This is a genomic window from Lactococcus sp. S-13 (genome assembly GCF_004210295.1).
GTDB lineage: Bacteria > Bacillota > Bacilli > Lactobacillales > Streptococcaceae > Lactococcus.
In genome coordinates this window covers 951,258-973,302 of the sequence record NZ_SDAK01000001.1, presented here as the reverse complement: position 1 = coordinate 973,302, position 22,045 = coordinate 951,258, and the positions used below count along the sequence as shown (strand labels likewise).

The window sequence follows — 22,045 nt, the reverse complement described above, 5'->3', positions numbered from 1 at the left end:
AAAACAACATCCTCAGACCAAATCTGAGGATTTTTTAATAGCTTTAGATAATAGCTTTAGATGAATATCAATTTTCATTCCTGTCAAATTTGACAACATTTTTGTAAAATAATATAATAAATATAAACCTAAATTATAAAAAGATTACAAAAACCAGTAATAATTAAACGATGATTAAAATATAAATTTATAATTAAATAAATTTGAATGAAGAAAGCGTGAAAATCCTGATAACTATTAGCACTGATTATTCGTAACGAAAGGACGATATTATGGCAGATGAAATGGTACGAGAAGTACAGAAGTGGCTGAACGCAACATATACCGGTGTGGAAGGCTATGAACCTGTTACAGAAGACGGCAATACAGGCTGGAACACAATTTATGCACTCATCGAAGGCTTACAGCATGAACTAGGAATTTCCCCAGTTGTACCAAATTTTGGAGAAACCACCTATGCGTACTATGAGCAACAAATTACTCCCAACTGGGGAAGTGGGCTTTCACCAAACATTATTCGGTTAGTTCAAGGAGCTTTTTGGTGTAAGGGAATGCCACAGGGGATAGGTCCTGGAGCATTTGACGGAATCTACTCCGCAGATTTAGCCTATGCAGTAACTGATTTGAAGATACAGGCTGGCTTTACCAATCCTAGTTCAATATTATCAGCGACTTGGGCTAAGGCTTTGTTTGATATGGCGCAGTTTGTTTTAATTGATGACCCTAAAGTCAGGGAAATGCAGCAGTATCTTAATGTCAATTATGTCGGATATACGGGAATTATGCCAACAGACGGCATTTATCAACGGGCAACTAATGAAGCCATCATTTATGGATTTCAAGCAGAACTTGGACTTTCCACAGAAGAAGCGACAGGCAGTTTCGGACCGACCACCTCTTCACTTTACAACACTGCCTATCAATCAGGGCTGAGCACTCATTTAATTATGCTCATTCAATTTGCGCTCTATGCTAATATGAAAGAATTCTGGGAGTCTGGTGGAGCACCATCTATTGATTTTACGGGAGATTTAGATGTCCCAACGAGAGCAGGTCTTGGAGAATTTCAACGTTTTATGCAACTAATGCCTGTCGATAGTGAATCACCAGACTTAAGGACAGTGCTTTCGCTTGTGCAGTCAAATGGAGATTGGACTCGTGATTTTCTTGGTTCAGACACTTCGCTTCAGTTGAAAGAACAACAAGTACTTGATTTACTCCAATTTGGAGTTTATTATGTTGGACGCTATTTGACAGGTACTGTTGGAAATGATTATAGGCCTAAAAATTTAACGCGTGAAGAAGCAGAGATGATTCTTGATCACGGGATGAAAATTATTCCGATTTATCAAGATAATTATCCTACAGCCTCATACTATAATTATGAGCAAGGTCAAAGAGATGCCAGAGCAGCTATTTATGCAGCGGGGGCACTTGGGATTCCTGACGCAAGTTATATTTATTTCGCAGTAGATTTTGATGCTCAGGGTGAGGATATCCAACATAATGTTATTCCTTACTTTTGGGGTATTCAGAATACTTTTAGAGACGGTATTGCTGGGTTACATTATCAAGCAGGCGTGTATGGAACAAGAAATGTCTGTACCCAAATACATAATACAGTACGTACACAGCGAAGCTATGTAGCAAATATGTCTAGTGGCTGGTCTGGGAACTTAGGATTTTCTCAGCCCTTAGATTGGGCTTTTGACCAATTTTACGAATATAGTTATGCTAGTGTAGATGCTTTTGATTTCGTTGCAGTATCGGGCTTAGATGATGCTGTTGAACGCTTAGATGAGCCCTTTGTCATGGATGAGGATTATTGGATTGACCAGACAAATTGGGATTGGTTCAAAAATCTGAGTGTAACTATTGATGGCGAACCCGTTACACTTTGGAGTGGGTTTGGGATAGATATTGAAGTTTCTGCACATTCTGAAATTTCTTCAACAGAAGACAGCACATTTTTACTTAGTATAACTGACGGAGAGCTGTCAGCTGAATCTACCGAATTTATTGACAATGTATTAGGTGCCGACCTTTCAATGGTTGCGACTGCTAAAATCAATGAATTTTGTACAGGGATTTCTAATGGTACAATCGCTGTGTATATTGTTATCAATGAAGAAGGCAAAAAAACAATAAGGGTAGAAATTAATTTCCCTGAGTCAAGTACAAATGACGTAAAAGTCATTACAAGTGTAGAGATAGAAATAACAATGGATTTTGATACACCTACGGGTTCTAGTATTATGGATTCAGCACTTGAAGGAGTGAAAAATCTTATTACATCAATTCCTCCAGGATTGATTGCGGCGGTAGTATTACTGTTGGCCGTTGTTGGGATAGCTTTGCTTCCAGCAGCTGGAGCAGGAGCGACTGTTGGAGGGTTAGCAGCAGTGTTACTTGCATTATTAGCAGATTTTGGACAAACGAAAGATAGAGATGATTAAAATACAAGAAGAACGATATAGCGCTCGAGAGATAGCTGGGATTAAGCGGCGAGCTAGGAGAATAGCAGCTAGAATAGACTCAATAAGTAAAAACCTAAAAATGATTTCGTTTGTAGCAAAGCTAGCTTGGATATTATTTGCATTTTGGGTTGCTCTTTTCATTTTAAATGTACTGTTGTTTTGGCCCAAACCTGTTAGGTTTACAGAGTCGGCGCTGGGCGTCATAATATACCTGGCGGTCTGTCTTTTAGGCGAGGGTGCTAAGTGGATGGTAAAGCGTTACCCGCTTGTTTTAGAATTTCTAAGAGAAAAAGACACGATATTTGAAGAAATAGAGGTCGAAGATACGTTTGCTACTGATAAAGGCTTAGGGATAAATCTTGGCAAGCAGCTAGTCGTTATCCACGCTCGGCGGGCAAGAATTATCAGTAAGGCCAATAATCCAGAAGCTTTTGCGGCTATCGTGCAAAACTTCAAAGAGAAAAAAACCTTGCGCAAAGCTTTTTATGAGGGAGGAGTGCACTATCCTATAAGAAAGTATCGTAAGTTGTGGAGTAAGGTCTATAGGGCAATAATTGTTCTTTGTTTGCTGTTCATTGCCAAAAACCTCTTTGATTTTTCCTTTAAGCAAATTTTGGTAATCTTAGTTGGGGCTATTGTTCTTATTGCAATAGCCAACCAGAAAGCCAAAGATCAGAGTAAGTAAAAATCTCAGATTAAATCTGAGATTTTTTAATAAAATACAACTTTATATATCTTGTATTTTTATTTTTAGAGTGTTATAATATTCTGATAATTATGAAAAAGAGGGTGCAATTATGAATCTAGTTGAAGAAGCGCGACCTGGCGCAAATCGTTATGTGAGTGGAAAAAATGTTTTATGTGATTTAGAAGACTATCTAGCACCGTTTGACCAAGTTGTGGTTTTGACAGGCGCAAAGTCCTTTGAAGTTTTTCAAAATTTTTACCAAAAAAAGCTAGCTTATCCCGTTTATCATTATGACGGGACAGCTTCTATCAAAAATGGTGAAGCTTTAGCAAGCGAGATTGGAGGTGCTGATGCGGTCGTCGCCATTGGCGGTGGACGTTTGATTGATACCGCAAAGGTTCTAGCTGAAAAGCTTGATTCGGATTTAGTGATTATTCCGACTTTGGTCTCAAACTGCGCCCCTTACACACCTGTGGGTGCACTCTATCATCCCGATCATACCTTTGATCAAGTCGCTTATTTCTCGCGCGGAGCTTATCTGACTCTGGTGGACTATGACTTTTTACTCTCAACACCTCATGATTATCTGGTGGCTGGGATTGGCGATACTTTAGCAAAATGGTATGAAATGGAAGGAATTATCCGCAGAGTGCCTTGGGAAGATCTGTCGGCCTCAGTCCGCTTGGGTTATGCCAGTGCCAAAGAAATTTTCAAAATTTTATTCGAAGATTCCCAAGCCGCTTTGCAAGCTTTGGAAAATCAAACCGTCAGCCCCGCTTTTGGAAGAATTGCGGACACCATTATTGAACTTTCGGGGACTGTTGGTGGTTTTGCAGGCTCTTATGGCAGAATGGCAGGAGCACACGCCCTTCATAATGGCCTTTCCCTTTGCTCGGAGACCCACTCCATCTTGCATGGCTCAAAAGTCGCCTATGGAGTGCTTGTCCAATTGGCGTATACAAATGATTCAGCTGAAATTGAAAAATTATTGCCTTTTTATGAAGCCACAGCCTTGCCTAGCAACTTGGCAGCAATCAATCTGGCAGCTGGCCAACAAGAACAATTGAGTAAAGTAGCAGCATTTGCTGCACAAGCTAATGAATCTTACCACTTGATTGATCCCGAAGTGACCGGTGCAAAAATCGTGCAAGCCATCCAAAAATTAGAAACACTTGTTGCGGAAAAAAAGTAAGCATAAAACCCAAAGACTCAAGGAGCTTGTAACTTTTTTCATTCTTTTTGATAGGCTTTTTGTTACAATAAAATAAGCCTTAGAAATTCAAAGAGGAAAAGAAATGTCCATTAGCCTACAACAGCTCAAATATTTTATCGAAGTCGCCAAGGTTGGCTCAATCAATCAGGCCGCCGAACAGCTCTATATCACACAGCCCAGCCTGTCCAAAGCAATCAAAGACATTGAAATAGAAGTCGGTCTGTCCCTTTTTCGTCGCTCAAGTAGAGGAATTTCATTGACGGCCGACGGGACAGAATTTTTAGGTTACGCAAGGCAGGTGGTTGAGCAGACAGACTTGCTGGAAGCACGCTGGCTGGACAAAAAGCCCTCCCGCAAACTGTGCGCCATCTCGACCCAACATTACGCTTTTGCCGTCAATGCTTTTGTCAATATGGTCAAAAAAACAGAAGCAGCAGGCATTTCAGAGTACGAATACACCTTGCGTGAAGCACGAACGTTTGAAATTATTGAAGATGTCAAATCCTTGCGTAGCGAGCTTGGAATTATTTACAAAAATAGCTATAATGCGAGCGTGATTGATAAAATTTTACGAGAAAATCGTCTGATTTTTCATCCCCTTTTTGTTGCTCATCCTCATATTTTTGTCAGTTCAACAAACCCATTGGCTCAAAAAAAACGAGTTACTTTAGATGATTTGAAAGATTTCCCTCGCTTGTCTTTTGAACAAGGTGAGCAAAATTCTTTTTATTTTTCCGAAGAAATTCTGTCCACCGAATATGCAAAAAAAGACATCAAAGTCGGTGACCGTGCCACAATCTTCAACCTGATGATTGGATTAAACGGCTACACAATCAGTAGTGGTGTGGTCAGCTCTGATCTTAATGGCGACAACATTGTTTCAATCCCTCTGGATGTTGATGATTGTATCGAAATAGGCTGGTTGTCTCGCAAAGAATTTCAGCTCAGCGAGCAAGCCCAGCTTTACTTAGCTGAGCTTCAGAAAATTGTCACTCCTCATGACCGGAGAACACAAAAAACGAACTAAAGATTTTATTAGAAAATCAATCCCGTCCTTACTGACGGGTTTTTTTGTGATATAATCAAAGATAAGATTAGAGAAATTAGGATAAAAAATGGCAGATTTCATTGCACAAAATTTAACAAAATCAGTTGGTGAAAAAACAGTTTTCAATCAGATTGATTTTATCATTCATGACTTAGATCGTATTGGACTTTTAGGGGTAAATGGCACAGGAAAAACGACATTGTTGAATGTCATCTCAGGTCAGTCGGGCTTTGACGGCGATGTGTCACCTTTTGATCATCCACAAAATTACAAGATTACTTATCTGACGCAAGAACCAGATTTTGATCCCAAGGCCACTATTCTGGACAGTGTTTTGGACGAAAGTCTGCCTCAGATGCGTGCAATTAAAGCTTATGAAGCAGCACTTTTGGATATGGATAATTTTGGAAAATTCGAGCGTGCCCAAGCTGAAATGGATAGTTTGAACGCTTGGCAAGTCGAAGCAGATGTTAAAACTGTCCTGACCAAATTACAATTGCCTGATGCTACAACCCTCATCGAAAGCTTGTCCGGCGGACAAAAACGACGCGTTCAACTGGCCCAAGCTTTGGTTAATGACTCAGATTTGCTCCTCTTGGACGAACCGACCAACCATTTGGATGTGGAGACCATCGCTTGGTTGCAAAATTATCTCAAAAATGCTCGTAGAACAGTCCTTTTCGTGACTCACGATCGCTATTTCTTGGACAATGTTGCGACCCGAATCTTTGAGTTGGCCGATGCTGGATTAACTGAATATCAAGGTAATTATCAAGATTATTTAGCCCAAAAAGCAGCCGCCGAAGAACGGGATGCTGCAGCTAATCATAAGGCTAAACAACTCTACAACTCCGAACTGACTTGGATTCGCAAATCCCCTCAAGCGCGAGCTACCAAGCAACAAGCTCGTATTGATCGCTTTGAAGATCTCAAAAAATCTCTCCAAAGTCCTAAAGATTTGGGCGATTTAGAACTTAATATTGCGAGCAGCCGTCTTGGTAAAAAAGTCATCAATTTCAAAAAAGCGAGTTTTGCCTATCCTGATCGCCCGATTTTCACGGACTTTGAACTCATTGTTCAACCGCATTCGCGCTTGGGGATTGTCGGCGATAATGGCGTTGGGAAATCAACCTTGCTCAATATCATTGCTAATGAACTGACGCTCACAGACGGTCTTTTAGAAATTGGTGAAACGGTAAAAATTGGTTACTTCAGCCAAGAAATTCGTGGTCTTGACGAAAACAAGCGAATCATTAATTTCCTTGAAGAAGTGGCCTCAGCAGCTCATAATACCAGTGGGGAGAACATTTCGATTGTTAACCTCTTGGAACAATTTCTTTTTCCTCGAAGTAGTCACGGCACACTGATTTCCAAACTTTCTGGGGGTGAGAAAAAACGGCTTTATCTGTTGAAAATCTTACTTTTACAACCTAACGTTTTGCTTTTGGATGAGCCGACTAATGATTTAGACATTGCGACCCTCACCGTCTTAGAAAATTTCCTTGCAGGCTTTTCTGGCGCTGTCTTGACCGTTTCGCATGACCGTTATTTTCAAGATAAAGTCAGTCATGAACTATTAGCTTTTGAAAACGGAAAAATCAACCATTATTTTGGAGCATATAGTGATTATTTAGCGCTGAAAATCGCCGAAAAAAATGCTGAAAAGACAGCGGACAAAGCAGCACCTAAAAACGAAACGACGAGTACTGAGCGACGTCAAAATACAGGTAAAACCAAACTCACCTACCTTGAAAACAAAGAGTGGCAAAGCATTGAAAATGAGATTTCAGAACTCGAAAACCGCCTCTCTGACATTGATACTGAAATGAACGAAAACGGCTCAAACACAGAGCTTTTGCTGACTCTGCAAAAAGAACTTGACGAAAAAACGAAAGCGCTCGAACTCAAATATGAACGCTGGGAATACTTATCAGAAAGGGCAGATTAACCTTGACGACCCAAGAACTTATTGAAACACTTCAAAAAATGCCACAAGACGCCACAGTTAAAATTATCCAAAATGACCTTAGTGGTGAGCGTTTTTTTGACGTCAATACTGTCGAAAATCTCGCTCGGGTGCGCATCACAACAGCAGGTGTCGAAACTGTAGATACTGTTATTATCGGGATATAAAGAAAAACACTGAATTCAGTGTTTTTTTCTTAGAAAATTAAACTTTCCTTTAAATTTTTGCAAAGCCAAATAGCGTTCGCGGGCTTTGTGCATGGCTTGGTAACGTTTGGGATCTTTCTTATAAAATTGTTGATGATATTCTTCGGCTGGCCAAAAATCTTTCGCATCCTCAATTGGAACGACAATAGGTTTGCTCCAAATCTCAGATTTTTCAAGCGCTTCTTTACTTTTTTGGGCGCTTGTTTTTTGCTCTGAAGAGGTGACAAAAATAACAGGTCGATAATTTAGCCCTCGATCAAAGATTTGCCCGTCCGCATCTGTCGGATCGATCAATTCCCAGTAAAGCTCAAGTAGATCAGCGTAAGAGATTAGCGCATTATCAAATAAAATCTCCACAGCTTCTGTGTGACCGCTTGTTTTGGAAAGGACTTGATCATAAGTTGGGTGTTCTAAAGTTCCACCCGTATAGCCGCTTGTCACTGCAATGATGCCTGGGCGTTTTTCAAAAGGTTCCACCATGCACCAAAAGCAACCGCCTGCAAAAATTGCTCGTTCAATTGCCATTTCGTTCTCCTTTTTCTAAAGTCTAAAAATCTAGCATAATGAGAAAGTGATATTAAAATCATTATAACACGAAGCAAGTTTCAAATCTGCCCATTTGTTTCTTGTTTAAGAACTGACTTTTTTCAAAAAATTATGAGAATTTATGATAAAATAGTTAAAAATAGAAAAGAGGTCTTGTTTTGACACTAGAAACAACTTTCGCAACCTTTGATTTTACCAATCCATTCATGAATGCTTCAGGTGTGCATTGTATGACTACCGATGAGCTTAAAGAATTAGAAGAGTCAGCCGCTGGTGCATACATTACCAAAAGTGCTACTCTGGAAAAGCGTGCCGGAAATCCTTCTCCTCGTTATATTGACTTGCCTTTAGGGAGTATCAACTCAATGGGACTGCCTAATTTAGGTTTTGAATATTATCTAGACTATGTGTTGGAAAAACAAAAATCTCAAACAAGTCCCCTCTTTTTTTCTGTTGCAGGGATGAGTCCAGCGGAAAATTTGCAGATGCTCACGGCCATTCAAGAAAGTGACTTTACAGGAATTACTGAACTCAATCTTTCTTGTCCAAATGTGCCTGGAAAACCTCAACTTGCTTATGATTTTGGTGCAACTCAAAGCCTGCTTGAAGAAGTTTTTGCTTTCTTCAAAAAACCGCTAGGGGTCAAACTTCCTCCTTATTTTGACCTTGTTCACTTTGACCAAATGGCTGAAATTTTAAATCAATTTCCTTTGACTTATGTTAACTCGGTCAATAGTATTGGTAATGGCTTGGTGATTGATACTGAGGCTGAAGCAGTGGTCATCAAACCGAAAGACGGATTTGGTGGTATTGGGGGACAATATATCAAACCAACAGCTTTGGCGAATGTGCGTGCCTTTTATACTCGCCTGAAACCTGAAATCCAAATTATTGGGACAGGAGGCATTGAAAATGGTCAGGATGCCTTTGAACATCTTTTGTGCGGGGCAAGTATGTTGCAGATTGGGACAGCTCTCCAAAAAGAAGGCCCAGCGATTTTTGAGCGTATCACTCAAGAGCTTGAAGCCATCATGACGGCTAAGGGCTATCATAGTATTGATGATTTCCGTGGAAAATTAAAAAGTCTTTAACCTTAAAAAATACTGATTCACTCAGTATTTTTTTGTTCCCAAAAGTACAAACAATCTAATTGACAAAAAAAGCGCTTTAATGGGATAATAAGTCATGAAAAAAATAAATGAACAAGAGGCTATTTTGAATGAACTTTACAATCTCATCTTGGATCGAGGAACGAGAGAGTGGGAGCGACAGTTTCTTTTAGAAAGCAAAAATCGGATAGAACAAGGAGAGACGAGTTTGAGTGCAGAACTATCTCGGCTTGAGAGCAATCTGCGCCCACTTGCCCTTCGCTATAACTTAACCCCTCAAGTCACGCTTTTTTATCAGAAAATCAGCGAATCCAAATTATTTGGTCGCGGGGTGGGCGGGATTTTATAACATCTGGTTATTGCAAAAATACTGCCGGCTTTTATCGGAGTAAGGCTTCTGAAAAAACGGCAGGTTGGGGGATGAATTTTATTGGAAAAGAGGCCTATCAAATTTGGTAGGTTTTTTTGGGAAAAATTTTTGTTATAATAGTTAAGAAAGTACACAGAAAAGGGAAAATTCATGACTTACGCAGATCAAATTTTTAAAGAAAATATTCAAAATATCCTTGAAAATGGGGTGTTTTCGGAAAATGCGAGACCAAAGTACAAGGATGGTCAAACGGCAAATAGCAAATATATCACGGGTTCTTTCGTGACTTATGATTTGCAAAAAGGGGAATTTCCAATCACGACTTTGCGTCCAATTCCAATCAAATCAGCGATTAAGGAATTGATGTGGATTTATCAAGATCAAACGAGTGAGCTTGCGGTACTTGAAGAAAAGTACGGGGTTAAGTATTGGGCTGAGTGGGGAATTGGCGATGGGACAATCGGTCAGCGCTATGGTGCAACGGTCAAAAAGCACAATATTATTAGGAAATTATTGGAAGGTTTGGCTAAAAATCCGTGGAACCGTCGCAATATCATCAATCTTTGGCAATATGAGGATTTTGAGGAGACTGAAGGGCTTTTGCCGTGTGCTTTTCAGACCATGTTTGATGTGCGCAGAGAGGCTGACGGCGAGATTTATCTGGATGCTACGCTGATTCAGCGCTCAAATGATATGCTGGTGGCGCATCATATCAATGCGATGCAATATGTGGCTTTGCAAATGATGATTGCGAAACATTTTTCTTGGAAAGTTGGGAAATTCTTTTATTTCGTTAATAACTTGCACATTTATGATAATCAATTTAGCCAAGCCAAGGAATTATTGAGCCGGACGGCGTCAACAAAAAGACCACGTTTGGAGCTGAATGTTCCTGACGGGACTGATTTTTTTGCAATTCGACCTGAGGATTTTGAATTGGTAGATTATGAGCCGGTCAAACCGCAATTAAAATTTGATTTGGCAATTTAAAAATTTGAAAAAGAAAGAAAAATCACTGACGAAAGTGATTTTTTCTTAAATTTGCACAGAGAAAATGCTGACGTAAATTTTATCCGTAAATTAGTGAAATTTTTGTGTTTTGACGTGGACGAATGGGTTTATTATTTGGTATAATTAGGCATTATGACGAGAAGAAATATTTTGAAGGCACGACGAATTGTGGTGAAAATCGGCACAAGTTCATTGATTTTGCCAAATGGAAAGATAAATTTATCCAATATTGATGAACTGGCTTTTGTTTTGTCAGATTTGAATAATCGCGGTTATGAGGTGATTTTAGTGACTTCGGGGGCGATTGGGGTGGGCTTAAATGTGCTCAATATGTCCCATCGGCCCAAGGGAATTGCGCAGCAGCAGGCTTTAGCGAGTATTGGGCAGGTTGAGTTGATGAGCCTTTACACGCAGATGTTTCGGCGTTATTCGCAAAAAGTGGCTCAATTGCTTTTGACACGTGATGTGACTGATTTTCCGACGAGTCATGAAAATGCTGAAAATGCGCTCAAAGCTTTGCTTGAGCTGGATATTATCCCGATTATCAATGAAAATGACGCGATTGCGGTGGATGAAATGGATCATCAAACCAAATTTGGCGATAATGACAAATTGGGAGCTATCGTGTCTAAGCTTGTGGGCGCTGATTTGTTGATTATGTTGTCGGATATTGACGGGCTTTTTGATAAAAATCCGAACATTTATGAGGATGCTCAGATTTTCAAAGAAGTTCATGAGATAACGGATGAGTTGCGGCAAATGGCAGGTGGTGCGGGCAGTCGTTTTGGCACAGGCGGGATGACGTCGAAGCTCTCTGCGGCAGAGATTTTATTTGAAAATGGTCAAGAAATGGTCTTGACCAATGGTGCGCGTATTCGCGAAATTCGCGAAATTATTGCGGGTAAAGAAATCGGGACTTATTTCTCCCCAACGATTTGAGAAAGAGGTAGTGTGATGATTGAAGAACTTGGAGCAAATGTAAAAAGGGCGAGCAAGGCGTTGAGCAAGCTTTCTACGGCTGTAAAAAATGATTTTTTGCGCCAGTTAGCGGAGAGTTTGGTCGAAAATACGGACAGAATCATCCACGAAAATGCGCAGGATTTGGAAAAAGCGACAGCGCATGGCATTTCGGAGATTATGGTGGATCGCTTGCGCTTGAATGAGCAACGTATTGCTGATATGGCGACGGGTTTGCGTCAGGTGGCGGATTTACCGGATCCGATTGGGCAAGTTTTGCAAGGGTTTACTAATTTGGACGGCTTGAAAATTGTACAAAAACGTGTGCCTTTGGGGGCTGTGGGTATGATTTTTGAGAGTCGACCTAATGTGACTGTTGACGCTTTTTCGCTTTGTTTTAAGACGGGGAATGCTGTGCTGTTGCGTGGGGGTTCGGATGCGATTTATTCTAATTTGATTTTGGTTAAAATCATTAAAGAAAACTTGAGTAAGGCTGGACTGACGGAGGCTGCTGTGGAGCTTTTGTCGGATACAAGTCATGCTGAGGCCGAAAAAATGATGCAAGCGGATCAATTTTTAGATGTCTTGATTCCGCGCGGTTCGGCGCGTTTAATCAATCGGGTCAAGGAAAAAGCGACGGTGCCTGTCATTGAAACTGGTGTGGGGAACTGTACGATTTTTGTTGATGAATCTGCGGATTTGGACATGGCAACAAGGATTGTTATCAATGCTAAAACACAGCGCCCAAGCGTGTGCAATGCTGCTGAAAGCCTTGTGGTTCATCGCAAAATTGCTGACGAATTTTTACCAAAATTGCAAGAGGCAATCAATCAGGTGCATCCTGTTGAATTTCGGGCTGACGAAGCTGCTTTGCCTTTGCTTAGCGGTGCTGTTGCTGCAACTGAAGAAGATTTTGGCACGGAATTTTTGGATTATATTTTGTCAGTTAAAACGGTGGATGGGCTTGATGAGGCGATTGCGCACATCAATCGTTATTCGAGTCGCCATTCGGAAAGCATCGTGACGCGTGATTATTTCCATGCGCAAAAATTCCAAGAAGAGATTGATGCCGCAGCTGTTTATGTCAATGCTTCAACGCGATTTACTGACGGTTTTGTTTTTGGATTGGGTGCTGAAATCGGTATTTCCACTCAAAAATTGCACGCTAGAGGGCCAATGGGGTTAGAAGCGTTGACGTCAACTAAATTCTTGATTGACGGCAATGGTCAAATTCGTTAAAAATCAGAGATTTTTATGCAGGAGAAGCTAGAAAATTTACTGACGTAAATAAATCTGCTAGAGAAAATACTGACGTAAATTTACGTCAGTATTTTTTCTCGTATTTGAGATGAACCTTGTGCTCATGCTTGGTTTCGTCAAGTTCAATGGCGGATTGACAGACTTTATGCTGGGCTAAAAGTTTGCGGATGGCAATTTTTGCTTCCGTAAAATCTTGCTGATCAGCAAGCAAAATGTGTATCATCGCCGCATTTTGTTCGCCGTCAATAGACCAAATCAGAAGTTGAGTGACGCAACGAACTTCGGGCAAATTTTCCAACTGGTAGAGTAAATCGCTGTAATCGACATTTTCGGGGACAGATTCGAGCAAGATTCGTAAAGTACCCCAAAATTTAGGCAGAGCTTTGGATAAGATAAATAGGGCAATCAGCACAGAAAGCAATGGATCGAGCCAGTACCAAGGCACAAAATGTAGCACCACAGAAACCAGCAAAACGCCCAGCCAGCCTAAGACATCTTCGAGTGCGTGCAAGTTGAGAATGCTCTCGTTTCGTGATGAGCCGCGAGCCAAAAGCCAAGCGCCAAAACCATTGGCCAAAATGGCAAAAATTGCCAGTCCTAGCATTCCTGTTGCTGCAACGGGCTGAGGATTAAAAAGCTTTGGCACGGCTTCAAAAAGAACGATGAAGCTTCCTGTGATTAAAATCACGCTGGTCAAGCTGGCTCCCAGCAGATTAAAGCGCTGATAGCCAAAGGAAAAGCGCTGATCCTCGGTTTTTTGCGAAAATTTTTGGAAAAACCAGGCTAAGCCAATCGCTACCGCATCGCCAGTATCATGGACGGCATCCGCCAAAATCGCGGTCGAATGAAACAAAAAGCCAAAGATGAACTCGATGAGGGCAAAGCAAAGATTGAGCAGAAAAACAATCGTTACATTTTGTGCCACAAGGGCGTCTAAGTGGGCGTGTTTATGGTTTTTGGAAGCTTTATTTTTGATTTTCATGGGCAGATTCCTGTTCGCTCAAATGCTCAGCCACATCTTTGAGCAGATGAAGAATGTGACGGTCATAAATGCTGTAAGTCACTGATTTTCCTTGCTTTTCACTGGTCAAAATTCGGGCGGCTTTAAGTAATTTGAGTTGTTGGCTGACCAAAGATTGAGAAAGTTGGGTGGCGTCAACAATTTCGCTGACCGTGAGGGCTTTGTCGGCAAGGCTCGTTATGATTTTCAAACGGCCGTCATTGGAAAACAGTTTGAAAAATTCGGCAATTTCTTTTTCAGTTATCATATTATTATATTATAATTTTATAATATGTTTGTCAAGCCAAAAAAATAAAAAAATTTTTTGACAAAACTGTAAAATTCTGCTATAATTTTTGTAACCTTTAAGAGTGTCCAGAGAGGCAGGCAAGGTCAGAAATTTTAAAATGTAATAAAAGTATGGGCGAAGTCCATTTTCTGATAAAAAACCTGCATTCTTTTTTGGATGTGGGATTTTTTTTAGGCTGACCGAGCGGTCATTGAAAGAAAGGAGCCAAGATGGCTAGAAAAGAAATTATTGACGAAATCACGATGAAGCGTGCGGTTACGCGGATTACTTACGAGATTATCGAGCGCAATAAAGCCCTTGATAAACTGGTTTTGATTGGAATTAAAACACGTGGTGTTTATCTGGCCAAACGTATTCAAGAGCGTTTGCAAGCCCTTGAAGGCTTAGAAATTCCATTTGGAGAATTGGATACTCGTCCGTTTCGTGACGATAAACCTGCCCAAGAAAATACCACAGAAATTCCGGTTGACATTGCTGGAAAAGATGTGATTTTGGTTGATGACGTGCTTTATACAGGACGTACGATTCGGGCTGCAATTGATGGTTTGGTCAAATTAGGTCGCCCTGCACGTGTCCAATTGGCGGTGTTGGTTGACCGTGGACATCGTGAGTTGCCTATTCGAGCAGATTATGTAGGCAAAAACATTCCAACAGGTCATGACGAAGAAATTATCGTTCAAATGTCAGAACACGATGGTGCTGACAGCATCTTGATTGAACGAAAAGATTAATACCCCCCATCCGTCAGCAAAAAAGTCAGTTTTTTTGGAGAATTTACTGACGCATTTTAGAAAAAATGCTGACGGATTTTATAGCAATTATTTTAGGAGAAAAAAGTGAACGATAATGATATTATCTTGAAAGTTGATGAGAAACCAGCCGTAAGTCAGTGGTTTGGCCTTTCCTTCCAACATTTATTTGCCATGTTTGGCTCAACGGTTTTGGTTCCCATTTTGGTCGGAATCAACCCCGCAATTGCCCTCTTAAGCTCAGGTTTAGGAACGCTTGCGCACATGAGCGTGACTAAGTTTAAAGTGCCTGCTTACATGGGTTCAAGTTTCGCTTACATTGGAGCGATGACGCTGCTGATGAAAAATGGCGGAATGCCTGCGATTGCGCAAGGTGCGATGACGGGTGGTTTGGTTTACCTGATTGTTGCCTTGGTAGTCAAAGCGATTGGTAAAGGTTGGATTGACAAAGTTTTACCACCGATTGTGGTTGGGCCGATTGTCATGGTCATTGGGCTTTCACTTGCACCAACAGCAATCAATGACGCGATGTATACTGATGTGGCGCATCTGCAAGGTTACAGTCTTGCCTACATCATCATCGCTTTGATTACAGTACTTGCGATTGTCATTTACAGCATTTATGGTAAAGGCTTCCTGTCAGTTGTGCCGATTTTGTTGGGTATTATCACAGGTTATGTGGCGGCCATTATCATCGGAAAAATCACAGGCAACGACATTGTTTCTTTCACAGAAATCTCAAAAGCGCACTGGCTTTCGATTCCTCCTGTTGAGATTCCGTTTGCTAGCTACCGTTGGGCCTTTTATCCAAGTGCAATTTTGACAATGGCACCAATCGCCTTTGTCACAATGACTGAGCATTTCGGCCACATCATGGTGCTTAACTCACTTACGAAAAAAGATTATTTCCAAGACCCAGGTCTTGAGCGCACTTTATCAGGTGACGGTGCAGCACAGATTATTGCAGGTTTTCTTGGCGCCCCCCCAGTCACTTCATATGGTGAAAATATTGGCGTCATGGCCATCACTAAAATTCATTCAATTTACGTGATCGCTGGAGCAGCCGTTCTTGCCGTCCTAGTCTCATTCATCGGTAAAATTACCGCCCTCCTTCAGTCCATCCCAGCACCTGTCATTGGTGGCGCCTCAATCGCCCTCTTTGGTGTTATCGCGGCCTCAGGTCTGAAAATCTTGGTCGAAAACAAAGTGAATTTTGACATCAAACGTAACCTCTTGATTAGCTCAGTCGTTCTGGTCATCGGGATTGGGGGAATGATTATCAACATCACACAAAACTTCCAAATCTCATCCGTTGCGATTGCTACACTACTTGGGATTATCTTAAACCTTGTTTTACCAAAAGATCCCAGTGAAGCACCAACCAAATAAACAGAGAAAATGCTGACGAAAATCTTCGCCAGCCAAAAAAGTCAGAGAAAATGCTGACGTAAATTTTCGTCAGTAAAAAAGTCAACAAAATTGCATCAAAAAAGCCGCTGTGACAGAGAGCACACGGTCAGGGTAAAGGAGACCTATTATGTCAGTAAAAAATGGTTTAGTTCAATTATCAAATCTCACAAGCATGGAAAAACTGTCTGTTGAAGAAGTCATGGGCTTGATCAAAAGAGCCTCAGCTTTCAAAGCAGGAACGGCAGATTTCGCCCTTGAGCAGCAAACTTTTGCTTCCAATCTTTTCTTTGAAAACAGCACGAGAACCCACCACAGCTTTCACATTGCCGAGCGCAAATTGGGCCTTGACGTCCTCGAATTTGACGCGCAAGCCAGCTCAATTAGCAAAGGCGAAACACTTTACGACACTGTCCTAACCCTTGATGCACTTGGGGTTGAAGTCTGCGTTATCCGCTCAGGCGTAGAAAATTACTACGAAGAACTGGTCGAATCAGACAATATTCATTGCGCCATTGTCAATGGTGGAGACGGCTCAGGCCAACACCCAAGCCAATGTTTACTTGACTTGATGACTATTTATGAAGAGTACGGTCATTTTGACGGTTTGAAAATCGCGATTTCTGGTGACTTGAGCCACTCGCGCGTCGCCAAATCAAACATGATGATGCTCAAAAAACTTGGCGCCAAACTGTATTTCACTGGCCCAGCCGCATGGTATAGCGAAGAATTTGATGAGTACGGCCGCTATGCCAACCTTGATCGAATCTTGCCAGAGCTTGACGTGCATATGCTCTTGCGCGTTCAGCACGAGCGCCACGACAGCGACGAAAGCTTCTCAAAAGAAGGCTACCACAAACAATTTGGCCTGACTGAAGAACGGGCAAAAATGCTCAAACCCACAGCAATCATCATGCACCCAGCTCCTGTCAATCGGGACGTTGAGATTGCAGACACTCTTGTTGAAAGCACTCAAAGCCGCATTGTACAACAAATGAGCAACGGCGTTTACACCCGCATGGCGATTTTAGAAGCAATTTTAGCAGGACGCAAAGCCGCAAAATAAAACCCCAGACTCAAAAAATAAGCAAAAAAGGAAATAAGATAATTATGAGCAAGAGACTCCTAATCTTAGAAGACGGCACTGTTTTTGAAGGAGAAGCCATTGGCGCAAATTTAGACGTCACAGGCGAACTCGTTTTTAGCACAGGCATGACCGGCTACCAAGAATCTATCACCGACCAATCCTACAACGGACAAATTCTGACCTTCACCTATCCTTTAATCGGAAACTATGGTGTCAACCGTGATGATTATGAATCAATAAAACCAACCTGCAAAGCAGTTGTCGTTCGCGAAGCTGCTCGCCGCCCCTCAAACTGGCGGATGCAGATTTCATTGGACGAATTTTTGACTGCCAAAAATATCCCCGGTATTGCTGGCGTAGACACCAGAGCCATTACTCGAATCGTCCGTGAACACGGCACGATGAAAGCTTCAATGGTGCTTGCCCGTGACGAAGTTAGCCATCAGTTGAGCCAACTCCAAGCCACTGTCTTGCCAATCAATCAAGTTCAGACCAGCAGCACAGCGACTCCTTACCCTTCACCAAACACAGGAAGAAATGTGGTGGTGGTTGATTTTGGGCTGAAACACAGCATTTTGCGTGAGCTTTCAAAACGTCATTGTAACCTCACCGTTGTCCCTTATAACACCACAGCCCAAGAAATTTTGGACATGGATCCAGATGGTGTAATGTTGACCAACGGCCCCGGGGATCCAACCGATGTTCCAGAGGCCATCGAGATGATTCAAGGCATTCAAGGGAAAGTGCCAGTCTTCGGGATTTGCCTAGGTCACCAACTCTTTAGCCTTGCTAATGGTGCCAAAACCTACAAGATGAAATTTGGTCATCGTGGCTTCAATCATGCCGTTAAAAATTTGACCACAGGGCGCATTGATTTTACCTCACAAAATCACGGTTATGCCGTTGATTCAGAAAACTTACCTGAGGACTTAGAAATTACGCACATTGAAATTAATGACCAGTCTGTTGAAGGCTTGCGTCATCGACGCTACCCTGCCTTCACCGTCCAATTTCACCCAGATGCAGCACCAGGACCACACGATGCCAGCTATCTCTTTGATGATTTTATGACGCTCATTGATGATTTTAAAAAATAAATAACATAAAAACCCTGTCTTTTAGGCAGGGTTTTTTATCAGCTGATCTACTGTAATCAAAAATAATTGCTTTATTGCATATTGATTAGAGAAGTAGTATAATCAATATAGTAGCTAGCGTATACAAAAAAATACAAGCTCATATTTCAAAAGTAGTCGAAGTGGCTATGATGAGAAATGTAATGAGCATTTTTTTATATTTAATGCTCTCGTTTAAAACGAAATACATCAAAATTATCAGGTAAGAATAGGTAGAAACACCCAATGAACGTTACAAATGTTATAGAGTTTATGCATAAGAGAAAAGTCCCCTTGCTTTTATCGCTCTTCTTTTATTTTTTATATTTTAAAATGAGAAACATTGACTGGCTGGATAAAGACGCGCAGATTTTTTCAAAAATTGATGCCTCGCCCCTTAGTTTTGCGATACAAAGGTACAAAATTTGGTCATCACGATTTTGGATTGAAGGAGCCACCCTTTTTTCAAGCCATCATCTCCTTATTTTTTGTCTTATAACCATGATTTTAGTGTTCTTATTATTTTACTCGATGAGTCAAATGCTTGCTCTTTTAGGATTTGATAATAATTATTTGTTTGTGCTTATTTTTATCGCAATATTTCCTATCAACTCCCTAGATTCAGCAGGTATGATTGCCACAATCGTGAATTACATCTGGCCAATAGCCTTATTTAGTTATTGGCTAATGACAGATTTGCAAATGCGATTAGAAGAAATCAGCAAAACCAAAAAAGTGATAAGTATCCTGTTTTTAATCCTCTCTGTATTTAACGAAGGCTTAGCCGTTGTTTTGTTGCTTTATATCATTCTTAAAGCCATTGTTGACAGAAAAGACTTTATAAACCCCTACAATATTAGCTATGGCGTCATTTCTCTTCTAAGTATCTTAAATATCCTTCTAGCACCAGGAAATCATAATCGGAATATCACAGAGACAGCCCATTGGTTCCCCAAATTCGATAAAATTTCCCTATTTGACAAGATTTTGATTCAATTCAATAATATCAGTGTCAATTTAATTGATCATTACGGTCTGCTTTTGACATTCTTGGCCCTCCTGCTCATCATAAAAGCTTCTCAAGAAAGAAAAATACTCCTAATGGTTTTGGCAGGCTTAGCTGTCCTCTTAGGGAACTCCTACCAAAAAATTATCTCGACCAATCTGGATAAAATTATTGAGAATTCTTCAAAACAAACGTTTAGTACGCGTTTAATTGATAATTTAATGGGACAAAGCTTTGTATTTGCAGTGATAATTGGCTTGATTGCTGCCGTCATTTTCTTGCTCTATGGAAAATCAAAAGAAAGTTTGCTACTGATTGGTGCCTTAGGAATAACTTTTTCTTCAGCGATGGCAGCAGCTCTATCCCCGACCTTGTTAGCATCACTGGATAGGCCCCTTATTCCCCTATATATTGTCTTAACTTTTTCTTGCATCTTTTTGGCAAATGACATTATTTCGGTTCATTCCAAAACGCCACTCGTTGCAGTTGCTGAAAAAGAAATTGACGAAAAAGAAGTTGACGAAAAAGAAGAAGTTAATGAAAAACAAAAAGAAAAAGAAGTTTTAAAAAACGCCTGATTATCAAATCAGAGCGTTTTTGTTTTTTATAATTACGGACGGGCATATTGATTGCCTCGCAAAGCTGCCTTTGCACCAGCCTGTTCCGCTTCTGAGCGAGACATATACCGATAATTGTTTGGATTCACCACAGAACGATAATATCTATTGCTATCACTAACATAAACCATATCAGGAGCTGCATTTGTCCAACCGCCATTTGCTTCTGGCGCAGCTTGCTCGGAGGGAGCTACTGGAGTTGGAGTGGCAACTGAAGGAGTTGTTGACGCAACCCCATTCTCACTTCCACTATTATAGTCAATCGTAAGTCCCTCAGCATCGTTTAGAACAATAATTTCCTTATCTAACGTCCCATCAGAAGATTTTTCATCAACAATAGACCCACGGGGCATTTTTTCAGCCCCTTGATAAAGCGGTGTGGTTTGGTACTGAATTGTCTGGTTCGTATTGGGATGGGTTTTCCAAAAATTCTCCGCGGCCTCCTCAGCGTAGCGCATTCCCCCATTTTGATTAGCGCCAACATTTTGACTCCGTGTCCCTGTTGTAAAATTATAAGACGATTGATAAGAGCCAGCTCCGAGCAAACTATCAGCGATAGAGTGGCTTCGATTATAAAGGTAACCATGATAAGTTCGTCCAGTCAAAGCAAAAGAAATGGCAACTTTAGGATTAGCACTAGGCCAAGCTGGAGGATCCAAAGGACTTCCTTGACGTGATCCTTTTGAACGTTCATAATCCGCATAAGTCAAAATTGCACGTGCAACCCCTGAGCGTCCTTCGCTATCTGCACCAAAATGATAATCCCCAGCTTTCATTCCTTCAAACCCAGCTAATTTCGCCGAACCATTTTCCCAATAATAATTTTGGGTTGGGCCAGCAGATTTATCATTGGTATAAGTGATTAATTGGGCTAAAATCGAAGCTTGATCAGCCACTGGAGTTGACGCTACTTTTACTAACTCAAATCGTACCGTCTGCTTTTTGTGAGGTGTGATTTTTTTAGAAGACTCCACAAGCTCATAATTCGCAACAGGTTGGGCCTTTAAAACCATTACTTTATTCGAAACATTGACCTTCACTTTGACAGTCTTAACGACCTGTTGATTAAAGTAGTACTTTTCAGTAATGCTTACTTTTTTTACGGAAGAAGCTTGAGCAGTAAGTGGTGATGCTGAAGTAGCCAACACAGCCGCCCCCACAAAGGCAATTCCTAATAATTTTTTCATAAAATCTCCTTATTATTGAAAATCGGACAACAAGTTTTATTATGGAATAAACTGAGCGGAAAGTCAACTTTTTATTCAATTGATGACACTGTCAATTTTTTCGATTCATTTGGGTGATAAAAACAAATATGATAAAATAATGAGAGAAAACTAAGCGGAAAAAGAGGAAGACGGATGATTAACTTAGAGAATTTCTGGGAAGCACTTGGTGCGATAGGAACGGTTGGTTTTGTCTTGACAACACTCTATCTTGCACGACGGGATTACAAGAAAAAGCTTGATGTTGACCATTGGCTGGATTATGAATTGCTTTCGGGAGATAAAATTCCACTTTGGGCTATTGATTTGGTCAATAGAGGGATGGTTCCTATCAAAATATATGAGATTGGGATTACTCACGCTTCTTTTTTAAGAGCTAGAAAGAAAAAAATAAATTTTTTGATGCCTCGAGACTTTTCAGCAGACAGTGCTGATTTGCCGATTTTACTTCCACCCCAAGAAGATGCAACCTATTTTTTATTAGCAGAGTCTTATCAAAAAATACAGCAATCAAGTAAGAAAAAATTCAGAATTTATGCACAAGACAGCACAGGGAAGTATTATTTCAGTAAACCTTTTAAGCTGGATTTGGAGAAAAAATAAAGTGAAATGAAGCTTGTAAAGTTTTTTTCTTGACATAAGTGAATTGTGACTTGAAATTTAGCTTGAATTTTGAT

At 40.7% G+C, this 22,045-nt stretch carries 21 protein-coding genes; 17 read left to right on the top strand and 4 right to left on the bottom strand.

The annotated features are described in order from the left end of the window. Positions 1-272 precede the first annotated feature (272 nt). The 6 genes from EQJ87_RS04885 (at position 273) to EQJ87_RS04860 (ending at position 7,559) form a co-directional block, all read left to right on the top strand. Positions 273-2,456 carry a glycoside hydrolase domain-containing protein gene (locus EQJ87_RS04885; RefSeq protein ID WP_130123570.1) on the top strand — a complete coding sequence of 728 codons (2,184 nt, stop codon included), beginning with the start codon at positions 273-275 and terminating at the stop codon, positions 2,454-2,456. Continuing rightward, on the top strand, positions 2,449-3,162 hold the full coding sequence (locus EQJ87_RS04880) for a hypothetical protein (RefSeq protein ID WP_130123569.1): 714 nt from the start codon (positions 2,449-2,451) through the stop codon (positions 3,160-3,162). The genes EQJ87_RS04885 and EQJ87_RS04880 overlap by 8 nt, the downstream gene beginning before the upstream one ends. 112 nt (positions 3,163-3,274) lie before the next feature. After that, positions 3,275-4,357 (top strand): iron-containing alcohol dehydrogenase family protein, encoded by a 1,083-nt coding sequence (locus EQJ87_RS04875; protein WP_130123568.1) that lies wholly within the window; start codon positions 3,275-3,277, stop codon positions 4,355-4,357. A gap of 103 nt (positions 4,358-4,460) precedes the next feature. Next, entirely contained in the window at positions 4,461-5,405 is a 945-nt protein-coding gene (locus EQJ87_RS04870; RefSeq protein WP_130123567.1) for a LysR family transcriptional regulator, read from the top strand. Positions 5,406-5,493: 88 nt separating this feature from the next. Continuing rightward, positions 5,494-7,374, top strand: coding sequence for an ABC-F family ATP-binding cassette domain-containing protein (locus tag EQJ87_RS04865; RefSeq protein ID WP_130123566.1), 1,881 nt, complete (start codon positions 5,494-5,496; stop codon positions 7,372-7,374). Positions 7,375-7,412: 38 nt separating this feature from the next. Next, positions 7,413-7,559, top strand: coding sequence for a hypothetical protein (locus EQJ87_RS04860; protein WP_223804500.1), 147 nt, complete (start codon positions 7,413-7,415; stop codon positions 7,557-7,559). Between the two features lie 15 nt (positions 7,560-7,574). Here EQJ87_RS04860 and msrA read toward each other — a convergent pair whose 3' ends face one another. Then, positions 7,575-8,123, bottom strand: coding sequence for a peptide-methionine (S)-S-oxide reductase MsrA (gene msrA, locus EQJ87_RS04855; RefSeq protein WP_130123564.1), 549 nt, complete (start codon positions 8,121-8,123; stop codon positions 7,575-7,577). 179 nt (positions 8,124-8,302) lie between these two features. Here msrA and EQJ87_RS04850 point away from each other — a divergent pair, with 179 nt between their 5' ends. From EQJ87_RS04850 to EQJ87_RS04830, 5 genes are all read left to right on the top strand, one after another. Continuing rightward, positions 8,303-9,235 (top strand): dihydroorotate oxidase, encoded by a 933-nt coding sequence (locus EQJ87_RS04850; RefSeq protein ID WP_130123563.1) that lies wholly within the window; start codon positions 8,303-8,305, stop codon positions 9,233-9,235. A 94-nt stretch (positions 9,236-9,329) separates the two neighbouring features. Next, the gene (locus EQJ87_RS04845; RefSeq protein WP_130123562.1) at positions 9,330-9,602 is read left to right on the top strand and encodes a bacteriocin immunity protein; all 273 of its coding nucleotides are present in this window, start codon (positions 9,330-9,332) and stop codon (positions 9,600-9,602) included. 171 nt (positions 9,603-9,773) lie between these two features. Continuing rightward, entirely contained in the window at positions 9,774-10,613 is an 840-nt protein-coding gene (locus EQJ87_RS04840) for a thymidylate synthase (protein ID WP_130123561.1), read from the top strand. A gap of 153 nt (positions 10,614-10,766) precedes the next feature. Further along, positions 10,767-11,573 carry a glutamate 5-kinase gene (gene proB / locus EQJ87_RS04835; RefSeq protein WP_130123560.1) on the top strand — a complete coding sequence of 269 codons (807 nt, stop codon included), beginning with the start codon at positions 10,767-10,769 and terminating at the stop codon, positions 11,571-11,573. 15 nt (positions 11,574-11,588) lie between these two features. Then, positions 11,589-12,830, top strand: coding sequence for a glutamate-5-semialdehyde dehydrogenase (locus EQJ87_RS04830; protein WP_130123559.1), 1,242 nt, complete (start codon positions 11,589-11,591; stop codon positions 12,828-12,830). 85 nt (positions 12,831-12,915) lie between these two features. Here the strand turns inward: EQJ87_RS04830 and EQJ87_RS04825 are convergent, their stop codons facing one another. Then, positions 12,916-13,833 (bottom strand): cation diffusion facilitator family transporter, encoded by a 918-nt coding sequence (locus EQJ87_RS04825; protein ID WP_130123558.1) that lies wholly within the window; start codon positions 13,831-13,833, stop codon positions 12,916-12,918. Further along, positions 13,817-14,119: an ArsR/SmtB family transcription factor gene (locus tag EQJ87_RS04820; RefSeq protein WP_130123557.1), complete on the bottom strand. Its 303-nt coding sequence runs from the start codon at positions 14,117-14,119 to the stop codon at positions 13,817-13,819. Before EQJ87_RS04820 ends, EQJ87_RS04825 begins: the two co-directional genes overlap by 17 nt. Before the next feature lie 251 nt (positions 14,120-14,370). Between EQJ87_RS04820 and pyrR the strand changes: the two genes are divergently transcribed. The 5 genes from pyrR (at position 14,371) to EQJ87_RS04795 (ending at position 20,103) form a co-directional block, all read left to right on the top strand. Further along, positions 14,371-14,892 carry a bifunctional pyr operon transcriptional regulator/uracil phosphoribosyltransferase PyrR gene (pyrR, locus tag EQJ87_RS04815; protein WP_130123556.1) on the top strand — a complete coding sequence of 174 codons (522 nt, stop codon included), beginning with the start codon at positions 14,371-14,373 and terminating at the stop codon, positions 14,890-14,892. Between the two features lie 105 nt (positions 14,893-14,997). Next, positions 14,998-16,299 (top strand): uracil-xanthine permease family protein, encoded by a 1,302-nt coding sequence (locus EQJ87_RS04810; RefSeq protein WP_130123555.1) that lies wholly within the window; start codon positions 14,998-15,000, stop codon positions 16,297-16,299. 148 nt (positions 16,300-16,447) lie between these two features. Then, entirely contained in the window at positions 16,448-17,383 is a 936-nt protein-coding gene (locus EQJ87_RS04805; RefSeq protein ID WP_130123554.1) for an aspartate carbamoyltransferase catalytic subunit, read from the top strand. Positions 17,384-17,427: 44 nt separating this feature from the next. Next, complete coding sequence (locus EQJ87_RS04800) at positions 17,428-18,501, top strand: carbamoyl phosphate synthase small subunit (RefSeq protein ID WP_130123553.1); 1,074 nt, start codon at positions 17,428-17,430, stop codon at positions 18,499-18,501. 264 nt (positions 18,502-18,765) lie between these two features. After that, positions 18,766-20,103, top strand: a complete 1,338-nt coding sequence (locus EQJ87_RS04795; protein ID WP_190289047.1) for a DUF6056 family protein — start codon at positions 18,766-18,768, stop codon at positions 20,101-20,103. A gap of 32 nt (positions 20,104-20,135) precedes the next feature. Here EQJ87_RS04795 and EQJ87_RS04790 read toward each other — a convergent pair whose 3' ends face one another. Next, positions 20,136-21,329: a DNA/RNA non-specific endonuclease gene (locus EQJ87_RS04790; protein ID WP_130123552.1), complete on the bottom strand. Its 1,194-nt coding sequence runs from the start codon at positions 21,327-21,329 to the stop codon at positions 20,136-20,138. Positions 21,330-21,503: 174 nt separating this feature from the next. Between EQJ87_RS04790 and EQJ87_RS04785 the strand changes: the two genes are divergently transcribed. Then, positions 21,504-21,971, top strand: coding sequence for a hypothetical protein (locus tag EQJ87_RS04785; protein WP_130123551.1), 468 nt, complete (start codon positions 21,504-21,506; stop codon positions 21,969-21,971). Positions 21,972-22,045 lie beyond the last annotated feature (74 nt).

Coding starts and splice junctions, on each gene's coding strand:
- EQJ87_RS04885 (WP_130123570.1), top strand. CDS start 273: ATGGCAGATGAAATGGTACGAGAAGTACAGAAGTGGCTGAACGCAACA.
- EQJ87_RS04880 (WP_130123569.1), top strand. CDS start 2,449: ATGATTAAAATACAAGAAGAACGATATAGCGCTCGAGAGATAGCTGGG.
- EQJ87_RS04875 (WP_130123568.1), top strand. CDS start 3,275: ATGAATCTAGTTGAAGAAGCGCGACCTGGCGCAAATCGTTATGTGAGT.
- EQJ87_RS04870 (WP_130123567.1), top strand. CDS start 4,461: ATGTCCATTAGCCTACAACAGCTCAAATATTTTATCGAAGTCGCCAAG.
- EQJ87_RS04865 (WP_130123566.1), top strand. CDS start 5,494: ATGGCAGATTTCATTGCACAAAATTTAACAAAATCAGTTGGTGAAAAA.
- EQJ87_RS04860 (WP_223804500.1), top strand. CDS start 7,413: ATGCCACAAGACGCCACAGTTAAAATTATCCAAAATGACCTTAGTGGT.
- msrA (WP_130123564.1), bottom strand. CDS start 8,123: ATGGCAATTGAACGAGCAATTTTTGCAGGCGGTTGCTTTTGGTGCATG.
- EQJ87_RS04845 (WP_130123562.1), top strand. CDS start 9,330: ATGAAAAAAATAAATGAACAAGAGGCTATTTTGAATGAACTTTACAAT.
- EQJ87_RS04840 (WP_130123561.1), top strand. CDS start 9,774: ATGACTTACGCAGATCAAATTTTTAAAGAAAATATTCAAAATATCCTT.
- proB (WP_130123560.1), top strand. CDS start 10,767: ATGACGAGAAGAAATATTTTGAAGGCACGACGAATTGTGGTGAAAATC.
- EQJ87_RS04830 (WP_130123559.1), top strand. CDS start 11,589: ATGATTGAAGAACTTGGAGCAAATGTAAAAAGGGCGAGCAAGGCGTTG.
- EQJ87_RS04825 (WP_130123558.1), bottom strand. CDS start 13,833: ATGAAAATCAAAAATAAAGCTTCCAAAAACCATAAACACGCCCACTTA.
- EQJ87_RS04820 (WP_130123557.1), bottom strand. CDS start 14,119: ATGATAACTGAAAAAGAAATTGCCGAATTTTTCAAACTGTTTTCCAAT.
- pyrR (WP_130123556.1), top strand. CDS start 14,371: ATGGCTAGAAAAGAAATTATTGACGAAATCACGATGAAGCGTGCGGTT.
- EQJ87_RS04805 (WP_130123554.1), top strand. CDS start 16,448: ATGTCAGTAAAAAATGGTTTAGTTCAATTATCAAATCTCACAAGCATG.
- EQJ87_RS04800 (WP_130123553.1), top strand. CDS start 17,428: ATGAGCAAGAGACTCCTAATCTTAGAAGACGGCACTGTTTTTGAAGGA.
- EQJ87_RS04795 (WP_190289047.1), top strand. CDS start 18,766: ATGAACGTTACAAATGTTATAGAGTTTATGCATAAGAGAAAAGTCCCC.
- EQJ87_RS04790 (WP_130123552.1), bottom strand. CDS start 21,329: ATGAAAAAATTATTAGGAATTGCCTTTGTGGGGGCGGCTGTGTTGGCT.
- EQJ87_RS04785 (WP_130123551.1), top strand. CDS start 21,504: ATGATTAACTTAGAGAATTTCTGGGAAGCACTTGGTGCGATAGGAACG.